Below are 26354 nucleotides of genomic sequence, written 5' to 3'. Positions count from 1 at the left end.
CCTCACTCGCCGAGGGGCGTCTCCGCGTCCGCGTCCGAGAGTAGATCTAACCGTTCGAGTGTCGAACGCGCGGGCCGCCCCGACTCGTCCCACCCGCGACGCTCGTAGTACGCAGAGAGCAACGACTCGAACGCGTCGGCGTCCAACCCCTCGCGGTGCCCCCGAACCTGCGATCGGCGGAGGGCGACCGGCAGGGAGTCGTCCGAACGGTCGAACCCCTCGCGGACGTTGAACAGGCGCGTGAGGTTCCACACTCGTTCTCCGAGCGTCTCCAAATCGACGTCGTAGCCGCGCTCTTCGAGCATCTCCGCCGCACGCTCCGACAGCACGTCGCCCACGAAGTCGTCGGCGACGAGACACCACGAGGCGGCGCGGGCGTCCTGTTCGGCGACGACGCTGGCGGCGCGTTCCGCCTCCGTCCACGCCTCGGTGGCGAACACCTCCTCGACGACCGGCCGTGCGCGGCGGTGGCACGCGCCCCTGTCGCTTGTCGCATATGCGAGCGCCTGCGCCGGGGAGCCTCGGGGGTCGTACGTCGGCAGCGAGACGCCCTTGACGACGGGCACGAGGTCCGAACCGCCGAACCTGTCGGCGGCGGCCGCCACCCCCTCGGCGAGCGCGTCCCCCAGTTCCGTCTCCCGTCGCGCGACGTTCTCCAGCAGTTCCCGCGCGGACTCCGCATCGCCGAACGCCGGCGCGCCCTCGGCGAGATACCCCTCCTCGGCGGCGCGGATGGCCCACGCGACGGCGTTGCCGGCCGAAATCACGTCGAGGCCGAGTCGGTCGCAGAGGCCGCCGAGTTCGGCGACGGCGTCGAAGTCGTCGATTCCGAGGGCCGCGCCGAGGGAGATGGGCGTCGCGCCGCGCGGCACCGTCTCCTCGCCGCCCCCGGGTCCGTCGTCGCCCTCGCCGCCCCCGGGTCCGTCGTCGCCCTCGCCGCCGACGCGAAAGTCGCCGGGAACGTCGTCGTCGGACGTTTCGCGCGCGACGGCCGCCGCGCGCACCGCCTCGATGCCGATGTCCTCCGCGCCCGCGAACGTGCCGTCGCGCCACCCGCGCGTCGGAAGTACGTCCGCCGCGTCGGCGAACTCGACGGTGCCGACCGTCCCGTGGGCGTCCAACCACCGACCGGCGTCGCTCGACCGGAACGACGCCGCGAGTTCCTCGGACTCCTCGCTCGGCGTCGGCGGGTCGTCGCGGGCGGCGACGGCCTTCAGTCGCTTCGACCCGAAGACGGCCCCGACGCCGCCGCGCCCGAAGTGGTGGTCGCCGCCGTCCACCGCGACGGTGGCGAACCGGACGCCGTTCTCGCCCGCCGGGCCGATGCAGGCGACGCCGCCGTCGAACGCGGCGTCGGTCGTAAGCGCATCCTCGCCCCACGAGTCGGTCCGCGCGATCCGAACGTCGCCGTCGGAGACGACGAGGGCCGACGGTTCCGGCGCGACGCCCTCGACGACGAGGAGCGCGTTCGGTCGGAGCGACCCGACGAGGCGGGAGGCGAACGACCCGCCGACGTAGGAGTCGAGAAACGCGCCCGACAGCGGCGACTTCGTGACGGCGGCGACGCGCGTCTCGCCGGGGAGGTGGCCCGAGAGGGGGCCGAGCGCGAAAATCAGGACGTTCTCCGCCGAGAGCGGGTCCGTCCCGGGGTCCAGCGCCTCGTAGAGGTAGCGCGCGGCGAGACCCTTCCCGCCGACGAACCGCTCTCCCCAGTCCGCGGGGAGTCGTTCGCGGCGCGTCTCGCCCGTCGAGAGGTTCGCCCGGAGGGCGTACGGCGGCGTCTCCATCGTCGGATTCGAAGGGCGCGAGGGGTATGAGGCGTTCGGCGGACGGTCACTCCGAGTCACGCGGGGCCACCGCGTTACCGGACTACGTCCGGTTGTCCGACGGGCTTCGCCCGTCGAAGTCTCCGAAAAGCGCGTCGAGCGGAATCTCCGAGACGAGCGTCGCCGCGCGGTCGTACGGGTCGGCGGGTCGGCCGTCCGCCGCGGAGTCGCGTTCGGGCGGTTCGACCCCCGCCGCCTCGAAGACTCGGCGGACGAACGCCGCCCGCGCCACGTCGTTCTCGAAGAGGCCGTGGAGGTACGTCCCGAGGGCGTCCCCGCGGCGCGCGCCGAGGGAGGCGTCGCTCGCGCCCGTCTCGGGGTCCGTAAATGGCGTCTCGACCGCCGCCGTCGCCCGCGTCTCGCCGGCGTGAATCTCGTAGCCGGAGACGGGGCCGGTCGCGCCCGCGACGGGGCCCGACCCCTCGACGGTCCACTCGACGGCCGCGACGCGCTTCTCCGGGGAGAACGCCGTCTCGACCGGGAGCAGTCCGACGCCGGGAATCTCGGTCCGGTCGCCCGTCCCCTCGGCGTCGGCGGCGAGGAGTCTCTCCCCGAGCAACTGGTAGCCGCCGCAGAGGCCGACGACGGGGCCGTCGAACGTCCGGAGTCGGTCGTGGAGTCCGGCCTCGCGGCAGGCGAGGAGGTCGTCGGCGGTGTTCTTCGTCCCCGGGATGACGACGGCGTCGGCGGAAGAGAGGTCCGAATCGAGGGGGACGAAGGCGACGCGGACGCCGGGTTCCGCCGCGAGGGGTTCGAGGTCCGTCGCGTTCGAGATGCGCGGCAGGCGCGGGACGGCGACGGCGACGCCCTCGTCGGCGGAATCGGGACCGCCGAGCGTCGCCCGTTCGCCCTCGGCGGGGAGCGAGACGCTGTCCTCCTCAGGGAGTCCGGGGTCGTCGTACGGGAGGACGGCCAGTATCGGAACGCCCGTTCGCTCCTCGAACGCGTCGAGGCCGGGGTCCAGGATCGACCGGTCGCCGCGGAACTTCGTCACCGCCGCGCCGACGACGCGTTCGCGCACGTCGTCGGGCATCAGTTCGAGCGTTCCGACGAGGGAGGCGAAGACGCCGCCGCGTTCGATGTCCGCGACGAGAAGCACGTCCGCGTCCGAAAAGCGCGCCGCCTCGACGTTCGAGAGGTCCCTGTCGTGGAGGTTTATCTCCGCTATCGACCCCGCGCCCTCGGCGACGATAACGTCGTGGCGGGCGGCGAGGCGGTCGTGGGCCGCCTCCGCGGCGGTCCGCGCGCGGTTCCAATGGGAGTCGTAGTACTCGCCCGCGGAGAGGTGCGCCACCGCCTCGCCGTCCACGACGAGTTGCGACTCCCCGTCGCCGCGGGGTTTCAACAGGACGGGGTTGTGGTCGGTCGTCGGGCGAACTCGCGCTGCCCGCGCTTGGACGTACTGCGAGACGCCCACCTCGCCGAAGACGTCTCGGTCGCTCTCGCTTTCGTCCCGAACTGCGTCGGCCCGGGGGACGGCGCGGGCGTTGTTGCTCATGTTCTGCGCCTTGAACGGCGCGACGGAGACGCCCCGGTCCGCGAGGCGGCGGCAGAGGCCCGCGACGACGGTGCTCTTGCCGACGTGGCTCGCGGTGCCCGCGACGAGGAGCGTTCGGGCGGGGCGGGACTCCTCGCCGGTCGGCGCGTCGGAGGCGTCGCCGTCGGTCATACGCGTACGGTCGTCGCCCGAGGTAAGAGTCTCATCGGTTCGGGACGGCGAGGGGGTCGGCGGCGGTCCAATCGAGGTAGAGCGCCGCGCTCCACGAGAAGCGGTCGCTCCCCCGGCCCGCGCCCGTCTCGGGGTTGAAGTACTCGCGGAAGCCCGCGGACCGAATCAGCGAGACGCTGTCCTCGCGGACGCGCGCCGCCTCCTCGTCGAACCCGACGCGGCGCAGGCCGCGTTCGAGCAGCCAGTTCACGTTCTGCCACACCGGCCCGCGCCAGTAGCGGTCGTAGTCCACGTCGGGTCCGACGTACGACGGGGCAGCGTAGTCGTACGCGAGAAACTCCGAGAGCGTCTCGCGGAGTCGTTCGCGCTGGTGGTCGTCGGGGGCACCCGCGAGCGTCGGGAGGAGGCCGGCGACGGAGGGGACCGAGAGCGGTTCGTCGGAGACGAGGTCGTAGGAGACGTACAGGCCGAGTTCGTCGTCCCACCGTCGCTCCCGCAGGGCGCGCCGCGTCGCCGTCGCCTGCGCGTCCCACTCGGCCGCCGCCTCGTCGTCGCCCGCGTCGGCGAACAGCGCCGAGAGCGACTCGCAGGCCCGGACGTACAGGGCGTTCGTCAGCACGTCCTCGACGACGAACGGCGACTCGCGGCGGAGGCGTTCCTCGTCCCAATCCAGCGCCCGGCCCTGCCGGACGAGGGCGACGTAGCGGTCGTAGTCCCAGTCCGTCGGCCGTTGCGCGGCGAAGTTCTCGTCCTTGCGGTCCTCGCGGACGTACTCCACGTCGCCGGGGTCGAACCGTTCGAGGGGGGCGCGCCACGCGGGCGAGTCGTCCATCCCCGTCGCCCACGGGTGCCGCACCCAGACGAGTTCGCCGTCGTCGGAGCGTTCGGTGCGCCACCACTCGCAGTGGTCGCGGAGGGCGGGCAGGACGGCGTCGCGGAACGCCTCGTCGCCCGTCAGGTCGTACGCGTGGCGTGCGGCGGGGACGACCATCGGCGGTTGCGTGATTCCGCTCGTCCGGACGGTGCCGCCCGTCCGGTCCGCGGAGATTCCCCACTCCTCGGGGCCGGGGAAGTAGCCGCCGGCGTCCGACCAGAACGCGATTTGGGGGACCATCCCGTTTCGCCACTGCGAGTCCAGAAGCGTCCGGATCTCCCGCTTGGCCGCCTCGGGGTCGGTCCGGGCCAGACCGACCGCGACGAACGCGCTGTCCCAGTTCCACTGGAAGGGGTACAGCGTCGCCGAGGGGATGGTGTAGCCGTCCCGGCGGTTCGACTCAAGGACGGAGGCCGCCCGGTCCCGCGTCTCGTCGGTGTTACCGCGCATACGTCTCCGTGGCGCGGGTGCGGTCAAGAACGGTTCGGTCGCTCCGCACCCGGCGGGCGCGACACCGCCGCCCGGTCGTCGGTGACGACGCCGTGCGCCGCCTCGGAGACGGATTCCGGCGGGGCCTCGTCGGCGTAGCGCGAATCGAGGGAGGCGAGGAGGGCGTCGCGCACGCAGGCGCGGGCCGCCGCCCCAACCTCCGTCGCGCTCCCGGAGTACGCCGCCGAGTCGCCCGCGGGGTCGCAGGCGACGACCACCGCGTCCGTCGTCGTCCCCGGAACGCCCGTCCGCGAGAGGAGGGTCGCCGCCTTCGCCTCGGCGGCGACGGCGACGAGGTTTTCGAGCGCACCCGGTTCGAGGGCGCGCGTCGTCCCGACGAGGACGTTCACCGTGCCGGCGGGCGTCGCGTCCGTGTCGGCGTCGGGGTCGCCGGAGCCGTCGGACCCGACGGTCGAACCCCCCGAGTCGAGGGGCAACGCGGCGGGGTTACTGACGCCCGCGGTGACGACGGCTTCGACCGGTCCGAGTCGGGCGACGCGCGCGTGACGCATCGAGACGCCGGTGAGCAACGCCGGGCCGTCCTCGTCGAACCCGGTGTCCGCGAGTCGGCGCGCGACGTAGCCGTCCACGTCTCTGTCCGCCCAGCCCTCGGGGACGCTCACGTTGTACGCGGCGGGGCCGACGGACTCGCCGCCGGCGTGTCCCGTCGAGAGCCACCGGGTCTCGGGTCTGCGGAGGCGGCAGACGCCGTCGCGGACGAGGCAGTCGAAGACGCCGGCGGTGTCGGACACGTCTCAGGCGTTGAGGAGGGCTTCGATGAGCCTGTCGTTCTCTTTCGGTCGGCGGACGGCGACGCGGACGTGCGAGTCCAGTCGGGGGAACGTCCGCGCGTCGCGGAGCGACAGCCCGTGACTTCTGGCGTGGGCCAACAGGTCGTCCACGTCCCTCTCGCCCACGTTGAGGAGGAGGAAGGGGGCGTCCGAGGGGTGGACGTCGTACGCGCCTTCGAGGGCGTTCCGCATCCGGGTGCGTTCATCGAACACCCGGTCGCGCGTCTCGGCGACGAACGACGATTGTTTCAGGCAGTACTCGCCCACGTCGGCGGCGGGGGCCGACAGCGCCCACGTCGGGCGCGCGCGCTCCAGTCTGTCGAGGAGACCACCGGTCGCGACGGCGAACCCCGCGCGCAGGCCGGGCATGCCGAACATCTTCGTCAGGGAGCGAGCGACGACGACGCCGTCCTCGCCGGCCAGGCTGGGGTAGTCCGTGAAATCGAGGAACGCCTCGTCGGCGACGAGGACGGTGCCCGCCTCCCGGCACCGCGCGAGGAACGCGCGGAGGTCCGTCGGCGGGTACGCCTCGCCGGTCGGGTTGTTCGGGTTGCAGACGACGACGGCGGCGTGACCGGACGGGTCCACGGAGAGCAGTTCGTCGTGGGCGACGGGGACGGGGACGCCGCCCTGCAGTCGGACTTCGCGGTCGTACTCGCCGAAACTCGGCTCGGGGAGGACGACGGTCTCTCCGCTGTCGACCGTCACGCCGAAGGCGAGTCGGAGGGCTGCGAGTCCGCCGGCGGTGGGGACGACCTGTCGGGGGGCGCAATCGACGTATCTCGCGGCGGCGATGCGGTAGTCGGCGTAATCGTCGGCGGGGTACCGGGAGGTGACGCCGAACGCCGCCTCGTACGCCATCGCCGCCCCCGGCGGCTGCCGCGGGTTCGTGTTGGCGCTGAAGTCCACGAGCCGGTCGTCGTCGGAACCGCCGTGCGGAACCCGAGACACGGAGGAGACGGCATCAGGGTCCATCGTCCACATTGAGACGTGCCAGCATATCAAGCGTTGCGTCGGCTACGCGCTCGCAAACGCCTTCTCGCGAGGCGAGATAGAGCGCGCCGCCCATCGCGGCCCCCTCCTTCGCCACGCCGTCGGCGTAGGCCGAGAGGGGACCGGCGTCCGGGGCGTCGAACCCCGGGTCGGTGACGACCAGTTCGAGGTCGAACGACGCCGCCGCGGCGGGGAGTTCGGGCACGTCGTCGCGGAGGTAGGACGTGGTGGCGAGCGTCATCGACTCGGGGACGCCCGCGTGGCGGACGAGTGCGGCGACGGCGAGCATCTGCGTCCCGCCGCCGAGAATCACCTCGGTCCCCGATTCGAGCGCGCCCGCGGCCAGTCCCGCGGCCACCGCGAGGACGGGGTCGCCGACGAACCTGACGGCCAACTCGGGCGCGTGGGCCGCCCGTCCGGGTTCGAGGTCCGACGACTCGAACGCCTCGGCGACGGCCCGTTCCTTCAGTTCGACCGGGTTCTCGGGGAGCGACGAGGAGACGGGCCACTCCTCGCCGAGGGCGCGGAGGACGGCCATCGCCGTCGTCGTCCCGCCGGGCACCGTCTCGCCGACGACGATCTCCTCGTCGGGAAGCGCGCGCCCGAGTTCCCGCGCGGCGGCGAACGCCCCCGGCGCGGTCTGAACGGGGTCCGGTTCGCCGATGTCGCGGCCGGGTTTCGCGCCCACCGTCACCGTCGGCGCGGCGGTCGGACGCGCCAGACCGCCGTCCACGACGGTCGCCTCGAAGTCCAGCAGTTCGTACACCGCGCGGGTGACCGCCGCGGGCGTCGGACACCCCGACGGACTGACCGGCGTGACCGGCGCGCGAATCGGCTCGCCGTACGTCAGAATCTCCGCGTCCGCGCTCGGCGTGTGGAGGAGCAGGTCCCGCGTCGCGCCCGCGGCGCTGATGCCGTCTCGTTCCGCCGTGCGGGTGGTGCCCGCGACGAGTATCAGTCGCACAGGTCCTCCGCGAGTTCCGCGTCGTCCGGTCGGTTCACGTTGACCGCGAGGCGGGCGTCGTACGTAACCCGCACGGTGTCGTCCGGGGATTCCGACACGACGTTCAGTCCGGTCGGCGCGAGTTCCCGCCCGTCGCGGTCGAAGGTGGTGTCCGCGGACGCGCCGAGTCGGCGCTTCAACGCCGCCGGGACGCAGACCGTCACCGACGCGCACTCGCCTTCGGAACCCGCCCGCCGCGCCGCCGCGACGGCGTCGTCCACGTGGGTGGCGGCGAGGAGGGGCAAGTCCGCGGCGACGGTGACGGCGGGGCGACCGACCGCATCGAGGGCACACCCGAGGTCATCGACGTACCCCTCGCCGGGCGTCTCGACGGTCGAGATTCCGCTCTCGCGCGCGTGAGCGGCCGTCTCGGGGGCGTTCGGGGAGACGACGGCGTGGAGGGTATCGACGCCGCTCTCGCGGAGTGCCGCCGTCACTCGGTCGAACATCGCCGTCCCGTCGATACGGACGAGGGGTTTCTCCGTCTCGCCGCCGAGGCGGGTGCCGCGGCCGCCGCATATCAGAAGAGCGTCCACGCTATCACCCCCGCGTGGAGTCCGACGGCGCGCCCGAGTTCGTTGGCCGCGCCGAACACGTCGCCGCTGACGCCGCCGAGGCGGTCGTCCGCCCACCGACCGACGAGGGACGCGACGCCGACGGGCGCGAGTGCCGCGGCGACGACGCCCGCCCCGCCCGCGAACGCGGCGACGAGAAGGAGGGGCGCGAGAGCGACGGCGACCGGTCGGAGGTCCGAGGCGTCGGCCTCGCCTACGAGCGCGGACCCCATCCCCTCGTGGGCGGGGGTGCCCGCGCAGACGAGGTACGCCATCCCGGCCTTCGCGCCGACTTCGGCGGCGAGGGCGACGGCGAAGACGGCCGGCGGATGCCACCCGCGCGAAATCGTGAGGGAGAACGCGCCGAGGGCGAGAACGAGCAGGACGACGCCGAGCGATAACGCGCCGCCGACCCCGGTGGCGGAGTCTTTCAGCACCGCCGTGCGACGCTCCGCGTCGCCGTGGACGGCGGCGGCGTCGCCCACGTCCGCGAGGCCGTCGGCGTGCGTGACGCCCGTGAGGAGGTAGAGGACGAGGAGGTAGAGCGCAACCGCCGTCGGCGCGGGGAGGGGAAGCGAGAGCGCGACTGCCGCGAGGAGACCGACGACGTAGCCGACGAGGGGGAACGCGGCGGGCGTCCGGCGGAACGCCTCCCACGACTCCTCGTCGCTCTCGACGGGGAGGCGAGTGAGGAACGTCAGGCCGCCGCGGACGGCCGTCAGAGTCAGAACCACGCGACCACCCCCGCGAGGGCGACGGCCAGCAGTCCGGCGCGGCGCGTCACCGCGACGGCGCGGGCGGCGTCGTCGGCGGAGGGGAGCGGCGAGGACGGCCCGCCGGCGGCCGCGCCGGGGTCGAGGTCGTACGCGCCCGGTTTCGTCAGTCGCGCCGGAAGCGCCGCCGCCATCGTCGCCATCGGCCACCCGGAGTTCGGCGAGGCGGGCCGCCGCGCCAACGAGCGAACCCGGTCGGACGAGACGAGCGTCGGCGTCCCGGCGGCGACGGCCACGAGGAGGGCCGAGAGGCGCGCCGGGAGCCACATCGCGGCGTCGTCGAGGCGGGCGGGGGCCCACCCGACGGGCTTCGACCGGTAGCCGAGCATCGAGTCGAGCGTGTTGACGCCTTTCACCCACGCGGCCGCGCCCGCGGCCAGGGGGAGCGAGAACGGCGCGCAGACCGCGAACGCGGCGAGGGGTGCGACGAGGCCGTCAGCGAGGTTCTCCGCGACGCTCTCGACGGCCGCGGAGCGGAGGTGCGCGGCGTCCAACGCGGAGGCGTCGCGCCCGGCCAGAGAGCGGAGCGACAGGCGCGCAGCGTCGATGTCGGCGTCCGCCTCGGCGACTACCTCGCGGGCGGAATCGAGGAGCATCCTGAGGCTCGTCGTCGAGAAGAGGACGAGTCCGGCGAGGAGAGCGCCGAGGGAGGGGTGGAGCGTCGAACCGGCGGCGACGACGCCAGCGCCCGCGCCCGCGAAGAGAAGTGGAAGCGAGACGGCGGCGACGACGCCGACGAGTCGGGGACGGGACCACTCGCGGTCCACCGCGCCCACGAGGCGGCCGAACCGCGCGACGGGGTGGAGTCGCGTCGGCGGTTCGGCGAACGCGGCGTCCAAGGCGGCGGCGAGGCCCACCGCCGCGGTTGCGGTCAGGGGCACGACTCTCCCCCGTCGCGGAGGCGCGCCGCCAGCGTCTCCAGCGGAACGTCCGCGACGTCCACGAACCGCCCGCCGACGGCCTCGACGCCGCCGTCCGCCTCCGGGTCGTCGCCGACGTGGACGAGCGTTTCGGGGGCGACGCCGAGTCGATTCGCCAGCGTGCGGAACGCCTCGGGGTGGGGCTTTCGCCACCCGCAGGCGACGCTGGTCACCGTCGCGTCGAAGGCGTCGCGGTCGAAGTCCGCGCGGATGGTCGTCCGCGCGACGAGTTCCGGGACCGAACAGTTCGAGAGGAGGCCGACGGGGCCGCGTTCCGCCGCCGCGGCGATAGCCTCCGCCGCGCCGGGGCGCGTCTCCACGTCGGGGTCGAAGGCGGCGACGACGGCCCGGCGGGCGGCGTTCGCGGGCACCTCGACGCCGCGAGAGCGGAGGGCGGCGGCGACGTGCGCCGGGAGGGGGACTTCCGCGCCCTCGGGGGCGTCCACGTGGACTTCGCCGTACGCCGCCGCCCAGTCGTCCGGGACGGCGACGCCCCGTTCGCGGAGTTCCGCCGCCACCGCCGCCGCGGGGTCGGCGGTTCGGTCCACGGAGACGAGGGTGCCGAAGAGGTCGAAAGAGACTGCCACGTCATGAGAGTGAGCGAAATTCGACTTCAATATGCCGGAGGTGGACGGCGCTCAGTCGTCGCCGGCGTCACCGCCGCCGTCGCCGCCGTCGCGGAGGGACGCCCACGCCCGGACGTAGTGCGCCCAGTACCCCCGGTGGTCTCCGTACGCGTTGCTCAGCCGTACGATATCGTCGTCGGTGGCGTCGTCGAGGCCGTACAGGTCGGCGACGGCCTCCCGGAGGCGACGCTCTCGGACGGGGAGGAGCGACGCGCGGCCGAACCCGCGGCGCGCGACGAAGGTGGCCGACCGGGGGTCGAACCCCCGAACCTCGGAGAGGCGGGCGACGAGACTCCGCGACGAGAGCGCCGAGAGGTCCTCGCCTTCGAACGCCTCCGCGGCCGCGAGGACGGCCCGCGCGGCTTCGTCGTCCAGCGTTTCTCGGACCGTCTCGGGGGCCGCCGCGACGCGTCCCGGCGTCGGGAACAGACGGAGGGTCGAAGACCCGGCGTCGCCGGACACGGTCCGGCGGGCCGACGGACGCAGTCCGTCGACGGCGACGACCCGACCGACCGACTCCGCGAGGGACCGCTTCCACCGGAGGGCCGTCGGCGTCCGACGCGAGATGGCGGCCCAGCAGGCGGCCTCGAACGGCGTCGGGAAGCGGACGTGGTGGTAGCCGCGCAGGTCGGCGACGGCGCGCGCGAACGCCGGGTCCGAGGCGGCGGCGTCGTACAACGGCGAGGGGTCGTCGGAGAAAGAGAGGAACGAATCGAGGCGCTCCGCCACCGCGTTTCCGTCGCCCGGTTCCTCGACCCACTCCACCCGGGCGCGCACGAGGCCGCACTCGTCCGCGTGCAGGTGGGCGACGAACGGTTCGGGGGCGAACCCGCCCGTGACGACGGCCTCGCGGTGACCGGCGGTGCCGTCGGACGCGGGCGCGAACCGGTCGAGGTACTCGACCGACCGCCGGAAGTCGTACGGCGCCGCGACGGGAAGCGCGAGACTCGTCCACTTCGCAACTGCCATGGCGGGACCAGCGTTCGACTCCCCTTGAACCTCCGCCGAGAGCGGAGCGAAAGTGACCCGTTCGGCGGAAGTGGTGGGCGGAGCTACCGAATCACGTTCGATTCGAGGTCGCGGGGGTAGTACGTCAGCGTCTCCGTCCCGTTCTCGGTGACGGCGACGGTGTCGGAGTGGCGGTAGCCCGCCTCTTCCGTGTAGATGCCGGGTTCGGCGGTGTAGACGTGTCCGGGGGCCATCCGCTCGTCCCCCTCGGAGGCGTCGGCGTAGTCGGCGGCGACGTGGTCGGTCCACCCGCCGTCGATGTACGGCGGTTCGTGGCCGTCGAGGCCGATGTTGTGTCCGACGTGGTGTTGCGCCAAGTCGGCGACGCCCTGTTCCTCGAAGTACTCCGTCACGGCGTCGTCGACGTACGCTATCTCGACGCCGGGGCCGAGCGAGTCGATGGCGATGGTCTGGGCTTCGAGCATCACCTCGAAGTAGTGGGCGTCCTCCGGCGAGGGGTCGCCGACGAACATCGTGCGTTCGAGTTCGGAGTAGTAGCCGTCCACGTTCGCCGTCGCGCCGGTGATTATCGCGTCGCCCTCCGAGAGCCGTTCGTTCGGCGTGTGGCCGTGCGGAAGCGTCGTCTCGCGGCCGCTTACGTAGCCGGCCGTCACCGGGCCGTCGCCGCGGACGCGGACGGCGTATCGGTCGCCGAGGGTATCGAGCATCGTGCGCGACGCCTCCATCGAGGCGCGTTGGGAGACCGTCGCGGGGTGCGCGCCGACTTCGGTGTAGTCGGCGAGGTGGCGGTGGCCGAGGTTGGCCCACTTCGCCGACTCGCGGATGCAGTCGATTTCGGCGTCGGACTTCTCCCAGCGCATCCGTCCGACCCAGTTCTGCGTCTCCACGTCGAGAACGTCCGACAACGACGGCCCGCGAAAGCCCATGACGCCGGGCGCGCCGTCTGCGTCCGCAGCGACGCGTTCCGCGCCGAGTCCGCGGAGCATCTCAACCGCCGTCTCCGTGGGGTCGCCGCCGGGGTAGTCGAAGTAGCGGTGGACGGCGTCGATGGTCGGCGTCTCGGAGACGCGTTCGACTTCGAGGCGGGGGACGGTGATTTTGACGCGGTCCTGGGTCACCGCGAGGACGACCGGTCGCTCCGTCTGGACGTGGTGAAAGCCGGTCAGATACTCGATGCTCGTCGCGTCGAACCACACCGCCGCGTCGGCGTCCGCGTCGGCGAGGCGGCCGCGGACGAGCGTGAGACGGGTTTCGAACTCTGCGTCGGGGAGACGAGTCGCCATACGCTCACGTCGGAGGTGCGCGGATAAATAGCCACGAGAGGCGGAAACGTTCGGACGGCGGGACGGCGGACGGCGCGTCGGGGGGTCAGTTTCCGCTCGTGCGGTCGTCCTCGACGTCGTCTATCTCTTCGAGGTTTCGCTGGTCGTTCGCCTCCGCCGCGTCGACGCCGCCCTCGGGCGTGCGGTCCGACATCGCCTCGCCGGTCAGTTCGTTGTAGACGGCCTCGCGCGCCTCTTGGGCCGAGTCGTACTCGTCGTCGAGGCGGTCGAACACGCTCCCGAGCGACTCCGTCTCGTTCGGCAGGTCGCTGGTCTGGTCTCCGTACGCGCGCGATAGTTCCTCGCTTGTCGCGGGGTACTTGTGGTCGTCCAGCGAGGTGTCCGTCTCTTTGAGGATGTTCTCGACGTGTTCCGTGCGTTCGTGTCTCCGCTCGTTCGCGTCTCGGATGTCTCGTTCCGCCAGGTCGTCGGAGTCGTCCGGTGCCATGTCTGGACGGAGGGTACCGACGGGGAAGGACTCTGTGGCCCGGCAGGCGATAGGTCAGAAATCGCGGTCGAAGAGGGCGGCGGCCGACCGTTCCGCGCCGGCGCTCAGTCGTCCGACGCGTCCGAGGAACGCGGCGTCGTCCCGGCCGTCGCCTCCGAGACGGAGTCGATGTCGATGCTCACCCACTCGCCGTCGGCGCGCGCGGACTCGTAGGCCGCCTCCGTGACGGCGGTGACGCGCAGGCCGTCGTGGGCCGTCGCCGGCGGGTCCGTCCCCTCGCGGAGGGCGCGCAGGAAGTCCGCCGCGCGGTTGTGCTGTTTCTCGAAGTCCACGTACGGGACGTGCTCGGTGCTGTCGGGGTCGATGGTCTTCAGGTTGCGAGGCTCCCACTCCCGGCCTTCGAGGTACACCGCACCGTCGTCGTCCCAGACGTGGATGTGCTCTCGCGTCGCGGGCGCGTCGCCGTTCACCGCGACGGTGGCCGTCGCCCCCTCCTCGAACCGGATGCGCAGGCTTCCGACGCCGTCCACGCGCCGTTCGTCGTCGATGAACTGCATGTCGGCGGAGACCGCCGTCGGGGTCAGTCCGGTCGTCCACAGAATCGCATCGAGCAGGTGGCTCCCGGTGTCGTACAGGTAGCCGCCGCCGCTCAGGTCCGGGTTCTGCCGCCACGTGCCCTCGAAGCGGTCCACCCAATCCTGCGTCACCTCGGCGGTGAGCCAGTTGGGCGACCGGTCCGTCCCCTCCCAGCGCTTCCGGGCCGACCGGAACGAGGGGTTGAGGTGGCGCTGGTAGCCGACCATGAGCATCTCCTCGCTCTCTCGGGACCGTTCGTACAACTCGCGGGCCGTCTCCAAGTCCGTCGTCATCGGCTTGTCGCAGTAGACGTGGAGGCCGGCGTCGAACGCGGCGGACACCTGCTCGTAGTGGAGCGTATGAGGCGTCCCGACGAGAACCGCGTCCAAGTCCGTCTCCTCGTCGTACATCCGCTGGTAGTCCTCGTACTGCGAGGACTCCGGGACGTGGAACGTCTCCCCGCCCTGCTTCCGTGCGGACTCGTTCACGTCGCAGAGCGCGGTGACGCTGACGTCCGGGTGCGCGTCGAACTCACCCCCGACGGTGGTCCCGATGTATCCCAGCCCGATGACTCCCATCTGTAGCGGCGTCGTGAAAGAACGGTCGTCGTCCATGCGTGGTTTCGCCGGTAAGGCGGGCGGCGCAATAGGTGTTTGGTAAATGTCACCCCCTGGAGGGAAACGTCACGAGATGGAGAACGGGCGCGGTTAGGCAACGTTTCGATCGGTACGTTTTCTAATACGTTCGCGCGGATCGGACGCCCTCGGCGTCACCAGCGGTGGTGGACGTGTTCGCGAACGCGTTCGTCGTACACCGACTCGACGCGTTCGAGTTGGTCCGCCGAGAGGGGCGGAAGCGAGGCGGCGGCGACGTTGTCGGCGATGTGGTCGGGGTTCAGCGACCCGGGGATGATCGTCGAGACGGCGTCGAACGAGAGAATCCACCGGAGCGTGAACTGCGCCAGCGTCGTTCCCTCGGGGACGACGGCTTCCAACTCCTCCGCCGCGGTCAGTCCCTCCTCGAACGGGACGCCCGCGAACGTCTCGCCCACGTCGAACGCGTCGCCCTCGCGGTTGTAGTTGCGGTGGTCGTCCTCGGGGAACTCGGTATCTCGCGAGAGTGCGCCCGTGAGGAGGCCCGAGGCGAGGGGGACGCGGACGATGACGCCCACGTTCCGTCGCTTCGCCTCGCGGAAGAACACCTCGGCGGGACGCTGACGGAACGGGTTGAAGATTATCTGCACCGTCTCGACGCCCGGATACTCGATGGCCTTCAGTCCCTCCTCGACTTTCTCGACGCTCACGCCGTAGTGGGAGAGTTTACCGTCGTCCCGCAGAGCGTCGAGGGCGTCGAACACCTCGGGGCGGTAGTACACCTCGCGCGGCGGGCAGTGAAGCTGGAGGAGGTCCAGCGAATCGACGCCGAGGTTCTCTCTGCTTCGGTCCACGAACCGGTCGAGGTTCTCGGCGGTGTAGCGGTCGGCCTCGTGGGGGTCGAGGCGGCGGCCCGCCTTCGTGGCGACGGTCACGTCGTCCCACGCGTCGCGTTCGTCCACCACCTCGCCGACGAGTCGTTCGCTCCGGCCGTCGCCGTACACGTCCGCGGTGTCGAGGAAGTCGATGCCCTCGTCCAACGCCGCGCGGACGGCGTCGCGTCCCTCCTCGTCCGAGACGTCTCCCCAGTCGCCGCCGAGTTGCCACGTTCCGAGTCCGATCTCCGTCACGTCGTACCCCGTCGTTCCAAGCGGTCGGTGGTCCATAGGTAGCGAGTGTCGTCCCCGGCCCCTAAGTGTGGGTCCACCGGCAGAACGCGCGGGCGACAGGGCGGACGCCGTCGGAGACGTTGACGTTGTGCGCGCGGGGTGCCGGACCGCCCGGAGAATATACGGACGGCGTCCCTCGTTCGGGTGTGACTCTCGAACAGACGCAAGCGCCCGACTTCACGCTCGAAAACACCGGCGGCGGCGAGACGACCCTCTCGGAGACGCTCGACTCCGGGCCGACCGTCGTCCTCGTCAACCGCGGCCACTGGTGCAGCTTCTGCGCGGAACAGCTCCAGACGTTCAGCGAGGTGTCGTACGACCTGTGGTTCAACGACGACATCGACGTCGTCCCCGTCGTGACGGACCCGATGGACGAGGTGACGGAGATGCGCGACCGCTTCGACCTCGACATCCAACTGCTCGCCGACCCCGAGGGTACCGTCACCGACCAGTACAGCGGTACCGAGGAGACGAGTCACGGACTCACCGGCGTCGCCGCGACGTACGTCGTGGACGAGGACGGAACCGTGCGGTACGAACAGGTCGCGGACCACCCCGCCGACCGAACGTACGGAAACTGGGTCCGGTACTTCATCCGTAACGACTACGAAGACCCGTTCGAGGGCTGAACGGACCCGCCGTTTAACGGCCGGCCGGTCCCTACTACCGCCCGTGACTTCCATAGCCGACTTCCTCATGCCCGCCGCCGCCTTCCCGTTGGGGAGGGTCTTCGAAGAACGGCCGGAGGTGCGACTGGAACTGGACCGCGTGGTTCCGAACACGGACACGGTGATGCCGTTCTTCTGGGTGCACGACCCCGAGGGGGAGATGGAAGAGATCCTGGAGGTGTTCGACAGCCTCGGAGAGTTGCGGTCGGTCGTCCTGATGGAGGACTTAGGCGACAGGGGCCTGTTCCGCGCGGAGTGGGACCCCGACTACATGGGCATCATGGGAGCCATCGCCGCCACGGACGTGACCGTCGTCTCCGCTAGCGGGTCGGAGTCGGGGTGGACGTTTGAACTCCGCGCTCGGTCCTCGGAGTCCTTCTCGGAGTTCCAACGCCACTGCGACGACCACGGGATACCCGTGAGTCTCACCCGTCTCAGTCGACTCACCGAGACGACGACCGGTTCGGGGTACGACCTGACCGAAGAGCAGTACGAGGCGTTGGTCCTCGCCTTCGAGAGGGGGTACTACGACGAACCCCGGCGGACGAACCTGGAGGAACTGGCCGCGGAGCTCGGCATCTCGCGTCCGTCACTCTCGGCGCGTCTCAAGCGCGGGTATCGCAACCTCCTCGCGGCGACCATCGTCGACGACGGAACGACGTAGCCCTGCGTTACTTAAACGGGTTCTATAATTAGTGCCAGCGGTGAACCGTGCGCGGAGCGATTTCCGATCCAATGCCGAATTCTACGGGACGGGACGAGTCGGTTCCGTTCACCTACGATATCCCCTCCGAGGAGTCTCCCAGCAGTGCAGTCGTCGCGGCGGTGGCCGCGGTGGCGGGGTACAGACCCGTCGCGGCCGAACGGACGGGCGAGGACGACGCCGTCCCCGTACTTGACCCGTTGTACACCGTCGTGAACCCCGACGCCCTCGACGCGATGTTTCGAGACGACGGGTCGCCCGCCATCGCCGGCAGAGTCCGATTCACGTACCACGATTGCGACGTCGCCGTCCGCAGTGACGGCGTCGTGACGGTCACTCCGCCGGAGTGCGTCGCGGAGTGAGGAATCGACCGGTCGTACCCCCCGGCGTCGAACGCCCCGCCTCGTTTTCGCTGCGAACAAAGTCCGTCTCCCTCCCAAGAACACTATAATAGTCCGACTCCGTGTTAGGGAATATGTTAGTCACTATCTACCAGTACAAGCACGAGGAGGTCCAGTTCGACGACAATCGGACGACGGGCGAGTCCCAAACGGAGGACTCGGTGAACCCGGAGGCGGAGGAGTACTTCGGCGAGGAACTGGACATCGACGCCGAGGTGTGGGAGACGGTGGAGTACGAGGGGTCGCCGATTCAGCGCCGGGAGGTCACCCTCGACGACGTCACGGCCGTGTCGATGCCGGAGGAGGCGGAGTCGAGGGGCGGCGAACTCCCCGGGACGACGGTCCAGATCCGCCGCGAGGGAACCATCGAACAGCTCGAACACGCGACGGTAATCGAAGCGGAGGACCGGGCGCCGTAGGGAGTCAGGTCGCTGGCTCCCTTCGTCGCAGTCGCCCCAAAAACGAGTCAGTCCGCTCTCCTCGATTTGAACAGATAACAGACGGTCGGCCTCGCTCCCTCAGCCGCTGCGACTGTCATGTTCAAATCGCGTCGAGAAATCCTTCACACGCACACCGCTTGCTTCGCTCGCGGGTGTGAGGTTCAGTCCGCTCTCCCCGATTTGAACGGGGGGCAAGCCGATCTACAGTCGGCTGCTCTACCAAGCTGAGCTAAGAGCGGTCACGTTCGTCTTTCGGACTGTCGCTCTTAAGGATTATCAATTTCGTCCGATCGGAACCGACGCGTCCGAACATTGAAATACCGTCGGGAGAATCAACGTGACGAATGAGTAAGATCACGTTCCGCGCCGACGACGATCTCGTCGAGCGACTGGAGGGGTTAGATACCTCCAAGAGCGAGGTGATGCGTGACGCGTTGCGTACGTACCTCGACCGGGCGGAGCGTGAGTCGTCCGACGCCGACCGCTCTGACGCGACTTCGGCCGACTCCGTCGACGACGCACTCGCCGCCCGCGTGGACGAACTCGTCACCGAACGCGTGGACGAACTCCTCGCCGCACGCCTCGGCGACCGACGGACGCCGCCCCGCGACGTAAACGTCAACCTCACCGTCGAGGGCGCGCGGGCGACCGAAAGCGGCGTAAACGCCGACGAGAGCGCCGCCGCCGGGTCCGAAGCGCGTAAGACAGACGCCGACGAGGAGCGAACGACCGCCGAGAGTCGGACGAACGCCTGTGGGAAGTGCGGCGAGGCGGTGTCCGACGAACACGTGTACTGTCCGAACTGCGGCGAGAAAGCCAACCACCGGGTGTTCTGCGAGTGCGGGGACGAACTCCGCTCGGACTGGGCGTTCTGCCCCGGATGCGGCCGTCGTACGTCCGCGGCCGACGTACTCGAACGTCCGTAAACCGCCTCAGTCGCCCGCATACGATATTCTGAGCGGTTTGTCTTACACTCGCCGTTACATTTATAACGTATCGCTCTGTGGTAACTGTCGCGTAAGACGGTCGTCTTACACACCGGCCTCGCGGCGGGGAAACGCTCTCCGTCCTGCGTTTTCGGGTGTGTAAGACGCTCGCACATAGGTGCGCGCCGTCTTACCGGGGGAATGCAAAATATGGAGCGTGTGACACTACGAATTCCGAAGCAGCAGATCGAAGAAGTTGAACGCATGGTCGAAACCGGGGAATTCCCGAACCGGAGCGAGGCCATCCGTTCAGCGGTGCGCGAGATGCTCAACGAACAGCAGTCCGAGAACCGCGAACACTCGGGCAAGCGAACCTGGGCCAAGGTGTAGACGATGCAGGATATCGTCCGCGAGGCCATGGAACGCGATGAGGCAGAGAAAGAGGCCGCCGACATGGCCGACGACGACGAGGGATTCGGTGACCCCCGAATCGTCATCGTCGGCTGTGGCGGCGCCGGAAACAACACTATCAACCGCCTCTACAACATCGGCGTCGACGGTGCCGAGACGGTGGCCATCAACACCGACAAGCAGCACCTGAAGATGATAGAGGCCGACACGAAGATACTCGTCGGTAAGTCCCTCACGCAGGGTCTCGGCGCGGGCGGCGATCCCTCGATGGGCGAGCGCGCGACCGAGATGGCGCAAGGGACCGTCAAAGAGGTCCTCGGTAACGCCGACCTCGTGTTCGTCACCGCCGGCATGGGTGGCGGCACCGGGACCGGTGCGGCGCCCGTCGTCTCGAAGATAGCCAAAGAGCAGGGTGCCATCGTCGTGGGCATGGTTTCGACGCCGTTCAACGTCGAGCGTGCGCGCACGGTGAAGGCCGAGGAAGGACTGGAGAAGCTCCGCAACGAGGCGGACTCCATCATCGTCCTCGACAACAACCGCCTGCTCGACTACGTGCCCAACCTCCCCATCGGGAAGGCGTTCTCCGTGATGGACCAGATCATCGCGGAGACGGTGAAAGGCATCTCCGAGACCATCACCCAGCCCTCGCTCATCAACCTGGACTACGCGGACATGTCCACCATCATGAACCAGGGCGGCGTCGCGGTGATGCTCGTCGGAGAGACGCAGGACAAGAACAAGACCCAAGAGGTGGTCAACGACGCGATGAACCACCCGCTTCTCGACGTGGACTACCGGGGCGCATCCGGCGGCCTCGTCCACATCACGGGCGGTCCCGACCTCACCCTCAAGGAGGCCGAAGGTATCGCGAACAACATTACCGAACGCCTCGAAGCGTCCGCGAACGTCATCTGGGGCGCTCGCATTCAGGACGAGTACAAGGGCAAGGTGCGCGTCATGGCCATCATGACCGGCGTCCAGTCGGCGCAGGTCCTCGGCCCGACGACCCAGAAGCAGGCCAACAAGTCTCGGCAGAGCATCGAGTCGCCTTCGGAATTCGACGCGAGCAACAACGTCGAGGCCCCGAACCCGTCCGGTCGGTCCGGCACCGGCGGGTCGTGGCAGTCCGACGGCGGGCGCGACCAGTCCGAAGGAACGAACGGACTGGACGTCATCCGATAACGCACCGAACACGACCGCGGTCTCTATCGGTCGCTCACCTCGTCAACGTCAACTCGGTTCTTCGGACCCGCGCGGTCGGACCCGCCGCGCGGGCCCACTTTTGCGATACGCAACGGAGCCCGGAGCGGTCGCTCCCGTCGGAGGCGGTACAAAACGAGGACGTCGCGTCCGACGCCGGCTACACCGCTCGAAGCGACTCCAGCAGGCTACACTTCCGGCAGACGTCGCGGGCCGTCTTCGACCCGCACCGCTCGCACTCCTTGAGGTCGGCGTCGTCGTCGCCGCCGCGGTACCGGTCGGCTGCGAGTTCGGCGATTTCCTCGTACCCGGACATGATCGAGTGTCGCGTCCCCGGGTGTTTGTCCTCCAGTTCGAGCATCAGTTCCTGAATCTCGCCGCGGAACGCCTCGGAGGCGTGCGGGCACTCCGTGATGTGCGCGGGGAGGTCCTTCAGGTGGGCGTACAGGGCGACTTCCTTCTCGGGGATGTCGCGGAGCGGTTTCGCGCGCGGAACGAAGTCCTCCGAGCGGTTTCGGTCCTCGAAGCGGCCGAGACTGGCGTCGAAGTGGCGCGCCATCTGTTCGACGTCGCCTTCGAGGACGTTCATCAGCGCAGTCTCCGCCTCGTCGTCCAAGTTGTGGCCCGTCAGCAGTTTGTCCGCGCCGAACTCGTCGGCGTAGCGTTCGAGCAGGTCCCTACGGAAGACGCCGCAGTACGCGCAGGGAGCCATGTTCTCGGGGTTGTCCTCCACCACGTCGTCCATGCGGACGCCGAACTCCTCCTCGTAGGAGACGAGTTCGTGCCGCATCTGGATCTCCTCCGCGAGTTCGACGCAGGCGTCCACGCTCTCGTCGCGGTAGCCCTCGATGCCCTCGTGGATGGTCAGCGCCACCATCTCGATTCGGGGGTCGGGGCCGAACGTCTCGTCTAAGATGTGGGTGAGCACGACGCTGTCCTTCCCGCCGGAGAGGCCGATGACCCACGTCTGGGGGTTCTCGGGTGTGGCGTCTCGCGGGACGAGACTGTCCTTTCGGATGCGGCCGCGGACGCGCTTTTCGACCGAGGCGCAGAAGTGACTCTCGCAGAGGTGTCCCCCGGAATAGGCCGCGTGCATCACCGCGTCGCGGTCGCACTTGTCGCACTCCATCACCGGGTCGTTACCCGCCGGGAAGGATACCGGTTTCGTCTCCGGCCCCGGCGGGCCACGCGGCGAACCGGCGTCACCGACCGCGGCAGACGGTCCCGCCGGTCACCGGGCGTCGAGCGAAGGGGGAAGAGACGGGCGTGTGAGGATGGGGTGGGGAAGTGGTGAGGGGATGGGGTGAGCATCCGACGAGTGCGCACCGAACGGCCCGCGTGAAGGGGGGGAACGGGGAACGACCGAACCGAACGCCTCCCCGGATACTACTGGTATATTCCGTCACATCGGTTAAATGTCCGTCGATCTAACTGAACCGCTGGCGAAACGTATTCCCCGACGAAGGGCGGACCAACGCCCATGGAGCGAACGCGCGCCCTCGACCGGGTGACGGAGATACTCGACGCGGTGACGGCCGGGCCGACGCCGGTTCCCGTCCGCGAACTGTGGGTGTACGGCGACGTGGCACTCGGACTCGACCCGGTCGAGCGACTCGACGTGTACGTGACGAAGGACTTGCTTTTCCGCGGCGACGCCGACCGCGAGGAGGAGTTTCGGAAGTCCCACGGCGTCAAGGGCGTCGGCAAGAGCGTCTCCGCGGAGTGGGCCGAGGAGTACCCCGAACACCTCCGCGCGAACGCAAACGGGCACGCCGCCCCGGAGAAGTGCCTCGCCGCGCACCTGTTGGAGGACGACGAACCCGTCCACCTCGAAGTGTGCAACGCCTCCTTCGACGACAACGTCACGCAACGACTGAAGGGCGCGGTGGCCCGCGACGCGTACGAACAGATACTCGACCCGCGCGGCGTCTGCCTGTACGCCGACGGCCAGCGTTCCGACGCCGCGTTGGAGAAACTCCGCGGCGGCGAACTCGTCTTCCCCACACTCTCGGAGTCGTTGGAGATGCTCGGACTCGACGAGGCGGAAGCCGAGAAGGCGGCGGAGACGGTTCGGGACTACCGCCTCTCGCAGTCCGGCGCGACGGTTCGCGGCGACGTGGTCTGAGCGACGTACCCCTCCAGCAGTCCCGTTAGTCCCTTCTCGCGGCGTCTCGCCCCACCCGAGAGCCGTATCTAACGGCGCGTCCCGTCCGAGCGGGCTCGGTCCGGAGCCATTAATTGAAAGCGTGAATAAAATTTATCACAAACGTTCGAGTGGTGGTAGGTGATGTCAAACCAACGCGATGTGCAGGAGTCGTCTCGACTGAGTCGCCGCGGGTTCGTCGGCGGCCTCACGTCGCTGTTCGCGGCGTCGGCGTTCTCGGTGAGCGTCGATGACGCCGCCGCGGCGCAGGTGACGGAGGGTGATGATTCGGATACGCAGACGCTCGCCTCGCCGGACGGAACCGTCGAGGTGGCCGTGGACGTATCGAACGGGGTACCGAGTTACAGCGTCGTCCACGACGGAACCACCGTCGTCGAGGACTCGACGCTCGGCTTCGAGTTCCAGAATCAGGACGCCTTCCGCGAGAGGGTGACCGTCACGGGCACCGAGCGTTCGACGACGGACGAGACGTGGACGCCCGTCTGGGACCAGTACGACGAGATACGCGAGCACTACGAGGAACTGCGGGTCGGACTCCGGGAGTCCGGCGGCGAGGGGCGAGCGCTCACGCTGGAGGTTCGAGCGTTCGACGACGGCGTCGGCTTCCGGTTCGTCTTCCCCGAGGAGAGCGGGTTCGGCGACTTCGTGATAACCTCGGAACGGACGGAGTTCGCCTTCGCCGACGACTACACTGCGTGGTGGATACCGAACGACTTCAACAGCTACGAGTACGCATACGAGGAGACGCCGCTGAGCGAAGTCGGCGCGCAGAGTTCCTTCGGCGGCGTGCACACCCCGATGACGATGAAGGCGGGCGAGGACAGCTACGTGAGCGTCCACGAGGCGAACCTCGTGGACTACGCGTCGATGGCCGTCGAACCCTCCGAGGCGGGTTCGACCACGTTCGAATCGACGCTGGCTCCCCTCCCCGACGGGACGAAGGTGACGGCGTCCGCGCCGCACCGAACCCCGTGGCGGACGCTCCAACTGGCGACGCGGCCCGGCGAACTCGTGGAGTCGAACCTCGTCGTCAACCTCAACGAACCCCTCGACGAGGAGGCGTTCGCGCGGGGGACCGACTGGATAGAGCCGCAGAAGTTCATCGGCATCTGGTGGCTGATGATAACCGGCCGCGCCGACTGGGAGTATCGGGGCCCGGAGACGGGCAACCACGGCGCACAGACCGGCCGGATGAAGCGGTACATGGACTTCGCCAGCGAACACGGAATTCCGAGCGTCCTCGTGGAGGGGTGGAACCGAGGGTGGGACTCCTACCCCGGCGACGGGAGCACGATGGACTTCGACGAGACGTACCCCGACTTCGACATCCGGGAGGTGACGCAGTACGGGCAGCAACTCGACCCGCCGGTGGCGATGACGTCGCACAACGAGACGGCGGGCAACGTCTCGAACTACGAGTCCCAACTGCGCTCGGACTCCAGTCCATTCGCGTTCTACGACGAGTTGGGCATCAACTCCATCAAGACCGGCTACGTCGCCGATAGCGGCGTCACCATCGACGGGACGACGTACAACCACCACTGCCAACCGCTGGTCAACCACCACCACCTCGTCTACCGGGAGGCGGCGAAGCACCGGCAGATGCTGGAGGTGCACGAACCCATCAAGCCGACCGGCGAGCGTCGGACCTACCCCAACGTGATGACCCGCGAGGGCGTGTTGGGACAGGAGTACGACGCCTTCGGCTACATCTCGCCGTCGCACCACGTCACGTTCCCGTTCACGCGGATGCTCGGCGGCCCCGTCGAGTACACGCCCGGTATCTTCGACATGGACTCGGGGTCCGGCGGCATCGAGACGACGCGGGCGAAGCAACTCGCCATGTACCCGACGTACTTCAGCGGCCTCCAGATGGTCGCGGACCTGCCGAGCTCCTACCTCGCGGAGCGAGACGCCGCGTTCGGCGTCGGCGAGGTGGCGCAGGCCGAGTTCGGCGAGTCGGAGGGCTTCCCCACCGCCGCGAAGTGGGCCGGCGCGCAGGGCGAACGCTACGTCGCGGTGGACCCCAACAGCGCCGACGCCGGGTCCGCGGTGTCGTGGACCGTCGAGGGCGTCGCGGAGGCGGGCGAGTACGACGTCCACCTCCGCTACGCCAGCGACGAGGAGGAGAACGCCGTCCCCGCCGACACCGACCGGACGGCCACCGTGACGGTGAACGACGCCGAGAGCACGCAGGTCACTTTCCCGCCGACGGAGTACTGGGACGAGTGGGCGACGGTTTCGACCACCGTCTCCTTTGAGTCGGGCGACAACGACCTCTCGGTGGTCCTGACCGACGGGGACACCGGCGGTCTCAACCTCGACGCCGTCGCCGTCACCGAGGCGGGCGAGTCGATGCCCGACCCGGAGACGGACCCCATCCGCGGACCGACCGTGGACGCGTTCCAGTTCATCGAGGACGTTCCCGCCGCGGGGTGGGACGACACCCGGATGCTCGACGGCGAAATCGGCTCCTACACCGTCACCGCCCGCCGCAAGGGCCAGGAGTGGTACGTCGGCGCGATGACCGACGAGGACGGCCGCGCACTCGATATCCCGTTGGACTTCCTCGCCGCCGCGCCCGGGAAACGGAAGGGCCACGGGAAGGAGAAGAACGGCGAGGGACACGAGAGGAAGAACGGCGAGGGGAAGGGCCACACGAAAGGGAAGTACGTCGCGGAGATGTACTCCGACGGCGTCGACGCCGCCTACGACGAGAACCTGACCGACGTCCGCATCGACGAGTTCCTCGTGGACGCGGAGACGACGGTGCTGGCGTCGATGATAGAGTCCGGCGGCACCGCCATCAGACTCAGGCCCGCCGCCCGGGAGGACGTCTCGGAGTTGCCGACGTACGAACGGCCCGAACAGGACGTGGACGTCTCCATCTCGGGCGAGACGTTCGTCAGAGAGCAGTTCGTCGAGGCCACGGGCTCCAACGGCGGCGACTACGTCGGCGGCACGACGGTCGAACTGGTCGTGGACGGCGAGGTGGCCGCGACGGCGAACGTCCGCTTCCCGCCGAACTCCGAGGGGGCGACGTACGAGTTCTCCTACGCCATCGACGACCCCGGCACGTACGACGTGACCGTCCGGACGACGGACGGGACGACGCTGGCGTCGAAACGCGTGACGGTCAAGCCGCCGGTGACCGTCGCCTCCCTCTCGGACCCGTCGGGCGACGACGCCGGCCCCGGCGGGTACACCTACCCCACCGCGGACGCCTTCGAGGAGGGCGCGTTCGACCTGCGGTCGTTCACCGTCGAACAGACGCCGAGCGAGTACGAGTTCACCTTCGAGGTGGCGAACCTGTACAACGCCTTCGGGAGCGACCGGGGCTTCTCGCCGCAGATGTTCGTCCTCTGGGTCCGGAACCCGAACGCGGACGGCGGAACCACCTCGACGCTCGACGACCTGAGCGCCACCGCGTCGTTCGAGGAGGCGTGGCACTACCGCCTCGAAGTCAGCGGGTTCACGAAGAGCGCGGTCGATTCCGCCGGCGCGGCCCTGACCGACGCCGACGGGAACGCGGTCACGGTCGGAGAGTCCGTGGACGCGTCGGCGAACACGGTCAGTCTGAGCATCGACCGCGCCGCGTTCGACGGCGCGGACGCCGCCGAGTTGGAAGTCGTCCCGATGGTCCAATCCGAAGACAGGGGCAGTCTCCGACCGGTCGCGGAACGGAGCGCCGACTACGTCTTCGGCGGGGCGACGGCCGGAGCGGTCGAGAACGCGCCGCGCATCGCCGACTTGCTGACGCCCTCGGGCGTCGCGCAATCGGACGCACTCGCGTACACGGCGGACGAATTAGCGACGATTCCGTTCGTCTCGCTGGGGTAGTCCGCC

Annotated in this window: 25 protein-coding genes and 1 tRNA gene; 9 read left to right on the top strand and 17 right to left on the bottom strand. The window is 69.6% G+C overall.

Translation table 11 applies throughout. From position 1 onward, the window contains the following. Positions 1-2 precede the first annotated feature (2 nt). The 15 genes from ACZ522_RS14180 to ACZ522_RS14110 form a co-directional block, all read right to left on the bottom strand. Complete coding sequence (locus ACZ522_RS14180; protein WP_379698313.1) at positions 3-1787, bottom strand: aldehyde ferredoxin oxidoreductase family protein; 1785 nt, start codon at positions 1785-1787, stop codon at positions 3-5. Between the two features lie 82 nt (positions 1788-1869). Beyond that, positions 1870-3495 carry a cobyric acid synthase gene (locus tag ACZ522_RS14175; RefSeq protein ID WP_379698315.1) on the bottom strand — a complete coding sequence of 542 codons (1626 nt, stop codon included), beginning with the start codon at positions 3493-3495 and terminating at the stop codon, positions 1870-1872. 31 nt (positions 3496-3526) lie between these two features. Beyond that, positions 3527-4819 (bottom strand): amylo-alpha-1,6-glucosidase, encoded by a 1293-nt coding sequence (locus ACZ522_RS14170; protein ID WP_379698318.1) that lies wholly within the window; start codon positions 4817-4819, stop codon positions 3527-3529. 23 nt (positions 4820-4842) lie between these two features. Then, positions 4843-5610 carry an adenosylcobinamide amidohydrolase gene (locus ACZ522_RS14165; protein ID WP_379698321.1) on the bottom strand — a complete coding sequence of 256 codons (768 nt, stop codon included), beginning with the start codon at positions 5608-5610 and terminating at the stop codon, positions 4843-4845. Positions 5611-5613: 3 nt separating this feature from the next. Then, positions 5614-6624, bottom strand: coding sequence for a threonine-phosphate decarboxylase (locus ACZ522_RS14160; protein ID WP_379698324.1), 1011 nt, complete (start codon positions 6622-6624; stop codon positions 5614-5616). Beyond that, positions 6614-7606: a nicotinate-nucleotide--dimethylbenzimidazole phosphoribosyltransferase gene (locus ACZ522_RS14155; protein WP_379698325.1), complete on the bottom strand. Its 993-nt coding sequence runs from the start codon at positions 7604-7606 to the stop codon at positions 6614-6616. The genes ACZ522_RS14160 and ACZ522_RS14155 overlap by 11 nt, the downstream gene beginning before the upstream one ends. Continuing rightward, positions 7597-8181, bottom strand: coding sequence for an NTP transferase domain-containing protein (locus ACZ522_RS14150; RefSeq protein ID WP_379698328.1), 585 nt, complete (start codon positions 8179-8181; stop codon positions 7597-7599). Before ACZ522_RS14150 ends, ACZ522_RS14155 begins: the two co-directional genes overlap by 10 nt. Next, positions 8166-8927 carry an adenosylcobinamide-GDP ribazoletransferase gene (gene cobS, locus ACZ522_RS14145; RefSeq protein ID WP_379699915.1) on the bottom strand — a complete coding sequence of 254 codons (762 nt, stop codon included), beginning with the start codon at positions 8925-8927 and terminating at the stop codon, positions 8166-8168. The genes ACZ522_RS14150 and cobS overlap by 16 nt, the downstream gene beginning before the upstream one ends. Beyond that, positions 8924-9853 carry an adenosylcobinamide-phosphate synthase CbiB gene (gene cbiB, locus ACZ522_RS14140; RefSeq protein ID WP_379698331.1) on the bottom strand — a complete coding sequence of 310 codons (930 nt, stop codon included), beginning with the start codon at positions 9851-9853 and terminating at the stop codon, positions 8924-8926. The genes cobS and cbiB overlap by 4 nt, the downstream gene beginning before the upstream one ends. Continuing rightward, positions 9844-10479: an HAD family hydrolase gene (locus ACZ522_RS14135; RefSeq protein WP_379698334.1), complete on the bottom strand. Its 636-nt coding sequence runs from the start codon at positions 10477-10479 to the stop codon at positions 9844-9846. Before ACZ522_RS14135 ends, cbiB begins: the two co-directional genes overlap by 10 nt. A gap of 51 nt (positions 10480-10530) precedes the next feature. After that, positions 10531-11487 (bottom strand): DNA glycosylase family protein, encoded by a 957-nt coding sequence (locus ACZ522_RS14130; RefSeq protein ID WP_464391780.1) that lies wholly within the window; start codon positions 11485-11487, stop codon positions 10531-10533. 83 nt (positions 11488-11570) lie between these two features. Next, positions 11571-12770: a M24 family metallopeptidase gene (locus tag ACZ522_RS14125; protein WP_379698337.1), complete on the bottom strand. Its 1200-nt coding sequence runs from the start codon at positions 12768-12770 to the stop codon at positions 11571-11573. An 85-nt stretch (positions 12771-12855) separates the two neighbouring features. Continuing rightward, positions 12856-13257 carry a DUF5789 family protein gene (locus ACZ522_RS14120; protein WP_379698340.1) on the bottom strand — a complete coding sequence of 134 codons (402 nt, stop codon included), beginning with the start codon at positions 13255-13257 and terminating at the stop codon, positions 12856-12858. Positions 13258-13361: 104 nt separating this feature from the next. After that, positions 13362-14447, bottom strand: coding sequence for a Gfo/Idh/MocA family protein (locus ACZ522_RS14115; RefSeq protein ID WP_379698343.1), 1086 nt, complete (start codon positions 14445-14447; stop codon positions 13362-13364). 155 nt (positions 14448-14602) lie between these two features. Continuing rightward, positions 14603-15592 (bottom strand): aldo/keto reductase, encoded by a 990-nt coding sequence (locus ACZ522_RS14110; protein ID WP_379698346.1) that lies wholly within the window; start codon positions 15590-15592, stop codon positions 14603-14605. Between the two features lie 149 nt (positions 15593-15741). Between ACZ522_RS14110 and ACZ522_RS14105 the strand changes: the two genes are divergently transcribed. The 4 genes from ACZ522_RS14105 to ACZ522_RS14090 all read left to right on the top strand — a co-directional run bounded on the left by ACZ522_RS14105 (position 15742) and on the right by ACZ522_RS14090 (position 17786). Then, entirely contained in the window at positions 15742-16224 is a 483-nt protein-coding gene (locus tag ACZ522_RS14105; protein ID WP_379698349.1) for a peroxiredoxin family protein, read from the top strand. Between the two features lie 43 nt (positions 16225-16267). Further along, positions 16268-16927 (top strand): helix-turn-helix domain-containing protein, encoded by a 660-nt coding sequence (locus tag ACZ522_RS14100; protein WP_379698353.1) that lies wholly within the window; start codon positions 16268-16270, stop codon positions 16925-16927. A 71-nt stretch (positions 16928-16998) separates the two neighbouring features. Then, positions 16999-17328, top strand: a complete 330-nt coding sequence (locus ACZ522_RS14095; RefSeq protein ID WP_379698356.1) for a HalOD1 output domain-containing protein — start codon at positions 16999-17001, stop codon at positions 17326-17328. Between the two features lie 113 nt (positions 17329-17441). After that, positions 17442-17786 carry a hypothetical protein gene (locus ACZ522_RS14090; protein WP_379698359.1) on the top strand — a complete coding sequence of 115 codons (345 nt, stop codon included), beginning with the start codon at positions 17442-17444 and terminating at the stop codon, positions 17784-17786. A 186-nt stretch (positions 17787-17972) separates the two neighbouring features. On the opposite strand, the gene ACZ522_RS14085 is transcribed toward ACZ522_RS14090, so the two are convergent. Then, a tRNA-Tyr gene (locus tag ACZ522_RS14085) sits at positions 17973-18046 on the bottom strand. A gap of 105 nt (positions 18047-18151) precedes the next feature. On the opposite strand from ACZ522_RS14085, the gene ACZ522_RS14080 reads away from it, so the two are divergent. The 3 genes from ACZ522_RS14080 (at position 18152) to ftsZ (ending at position 20326) form a co-directional block, all read left to right on the top strand. Continuing rightward, positions 18152-18733, top strand: a complete 582-nt coding sequence (locus ACZ522_RS14080; protein WP_379698361.1) for a double zinc ribbon domain-containing protein — start codon at positions 18152-18154, stop codon at positions 18731-18733. Between the two features lie 210 nt (positions 18734-18943). After that, positions 18944-19123, top strand: a complete 180-nt coding sequence (locus ACZ522_RS14075) for a ribbon-helix-helix domain-containing protein (RefSeq protein ID WP_092537739.1) — start codon at positions 18944-18946, stop codon at positions 19121-19123. Positions 19124-19126: 3 nt separating this feature from the next. Next, entirely contained in the window at positions 19127-20326 is a 1200-nt protein-coding gene (gene ftsZ / locus ACZ522_RS14070) for a cell division protein FtsZ (RefSeq protein ID WP_379698364.1), read from the top strand. 178 nt (positions 20327-20504) lie between these two features. Here the strand turns inward: ftsZ and ncsA are convergent, their stop codons facing one another. Then, complete coding sequence (gene ncsA / locus ACZ522_RS14065; protein WP_379698366.1) at positions 20505-21473, bottom strand: tRNA 2-thiolation protein NcsA; 969 nt, start codon at positions 21471-21473, stop codon at positions 20505-20507. 351 nt (positions 21474-21824) lie between these two features. Here ncsA and ACZ522_RS14060 point away from each other — a divergent pair, with 351 nt between their 5' ends. Both ACZ522_RS14060 and ACZ522_RS14055 read left to right on the top strand, forming a co-directional pair. Then, positions 21825-22469, top strand: a complete 645-nt coding sequence (locus ACZ522_RS14060) for a DUF7095 family protein (RefSeq protein WP_379698369.1) — start codon at positions 21825-21827, stop codon at positions 22467-22469. A gap of 162 nt (positions 22470-22631) precedes the next feature. After that, on the top strand, positions 22632-26348 hold the full coding sequence (locus tag ACZ522_RS14055) for a glycoside hydrolase family 97 N-terminal domain-containing protein (RefSeq protein WP_379698372.1): 3717 nt from the start codon (positions 22632-22634) through the stop codon (positions 26346-26348). Positions 26349-26354 lie beyond the last annotated feature (6 nt).

It is taken from the genome of Halopelagius fulvigenes (assembly GCF_055398025.1).
The sequence above is the reverse complement of the archived record's forward strand: the minus strand, read 5'-3'. Positions and strand labels throughout refer to the sequence as shown.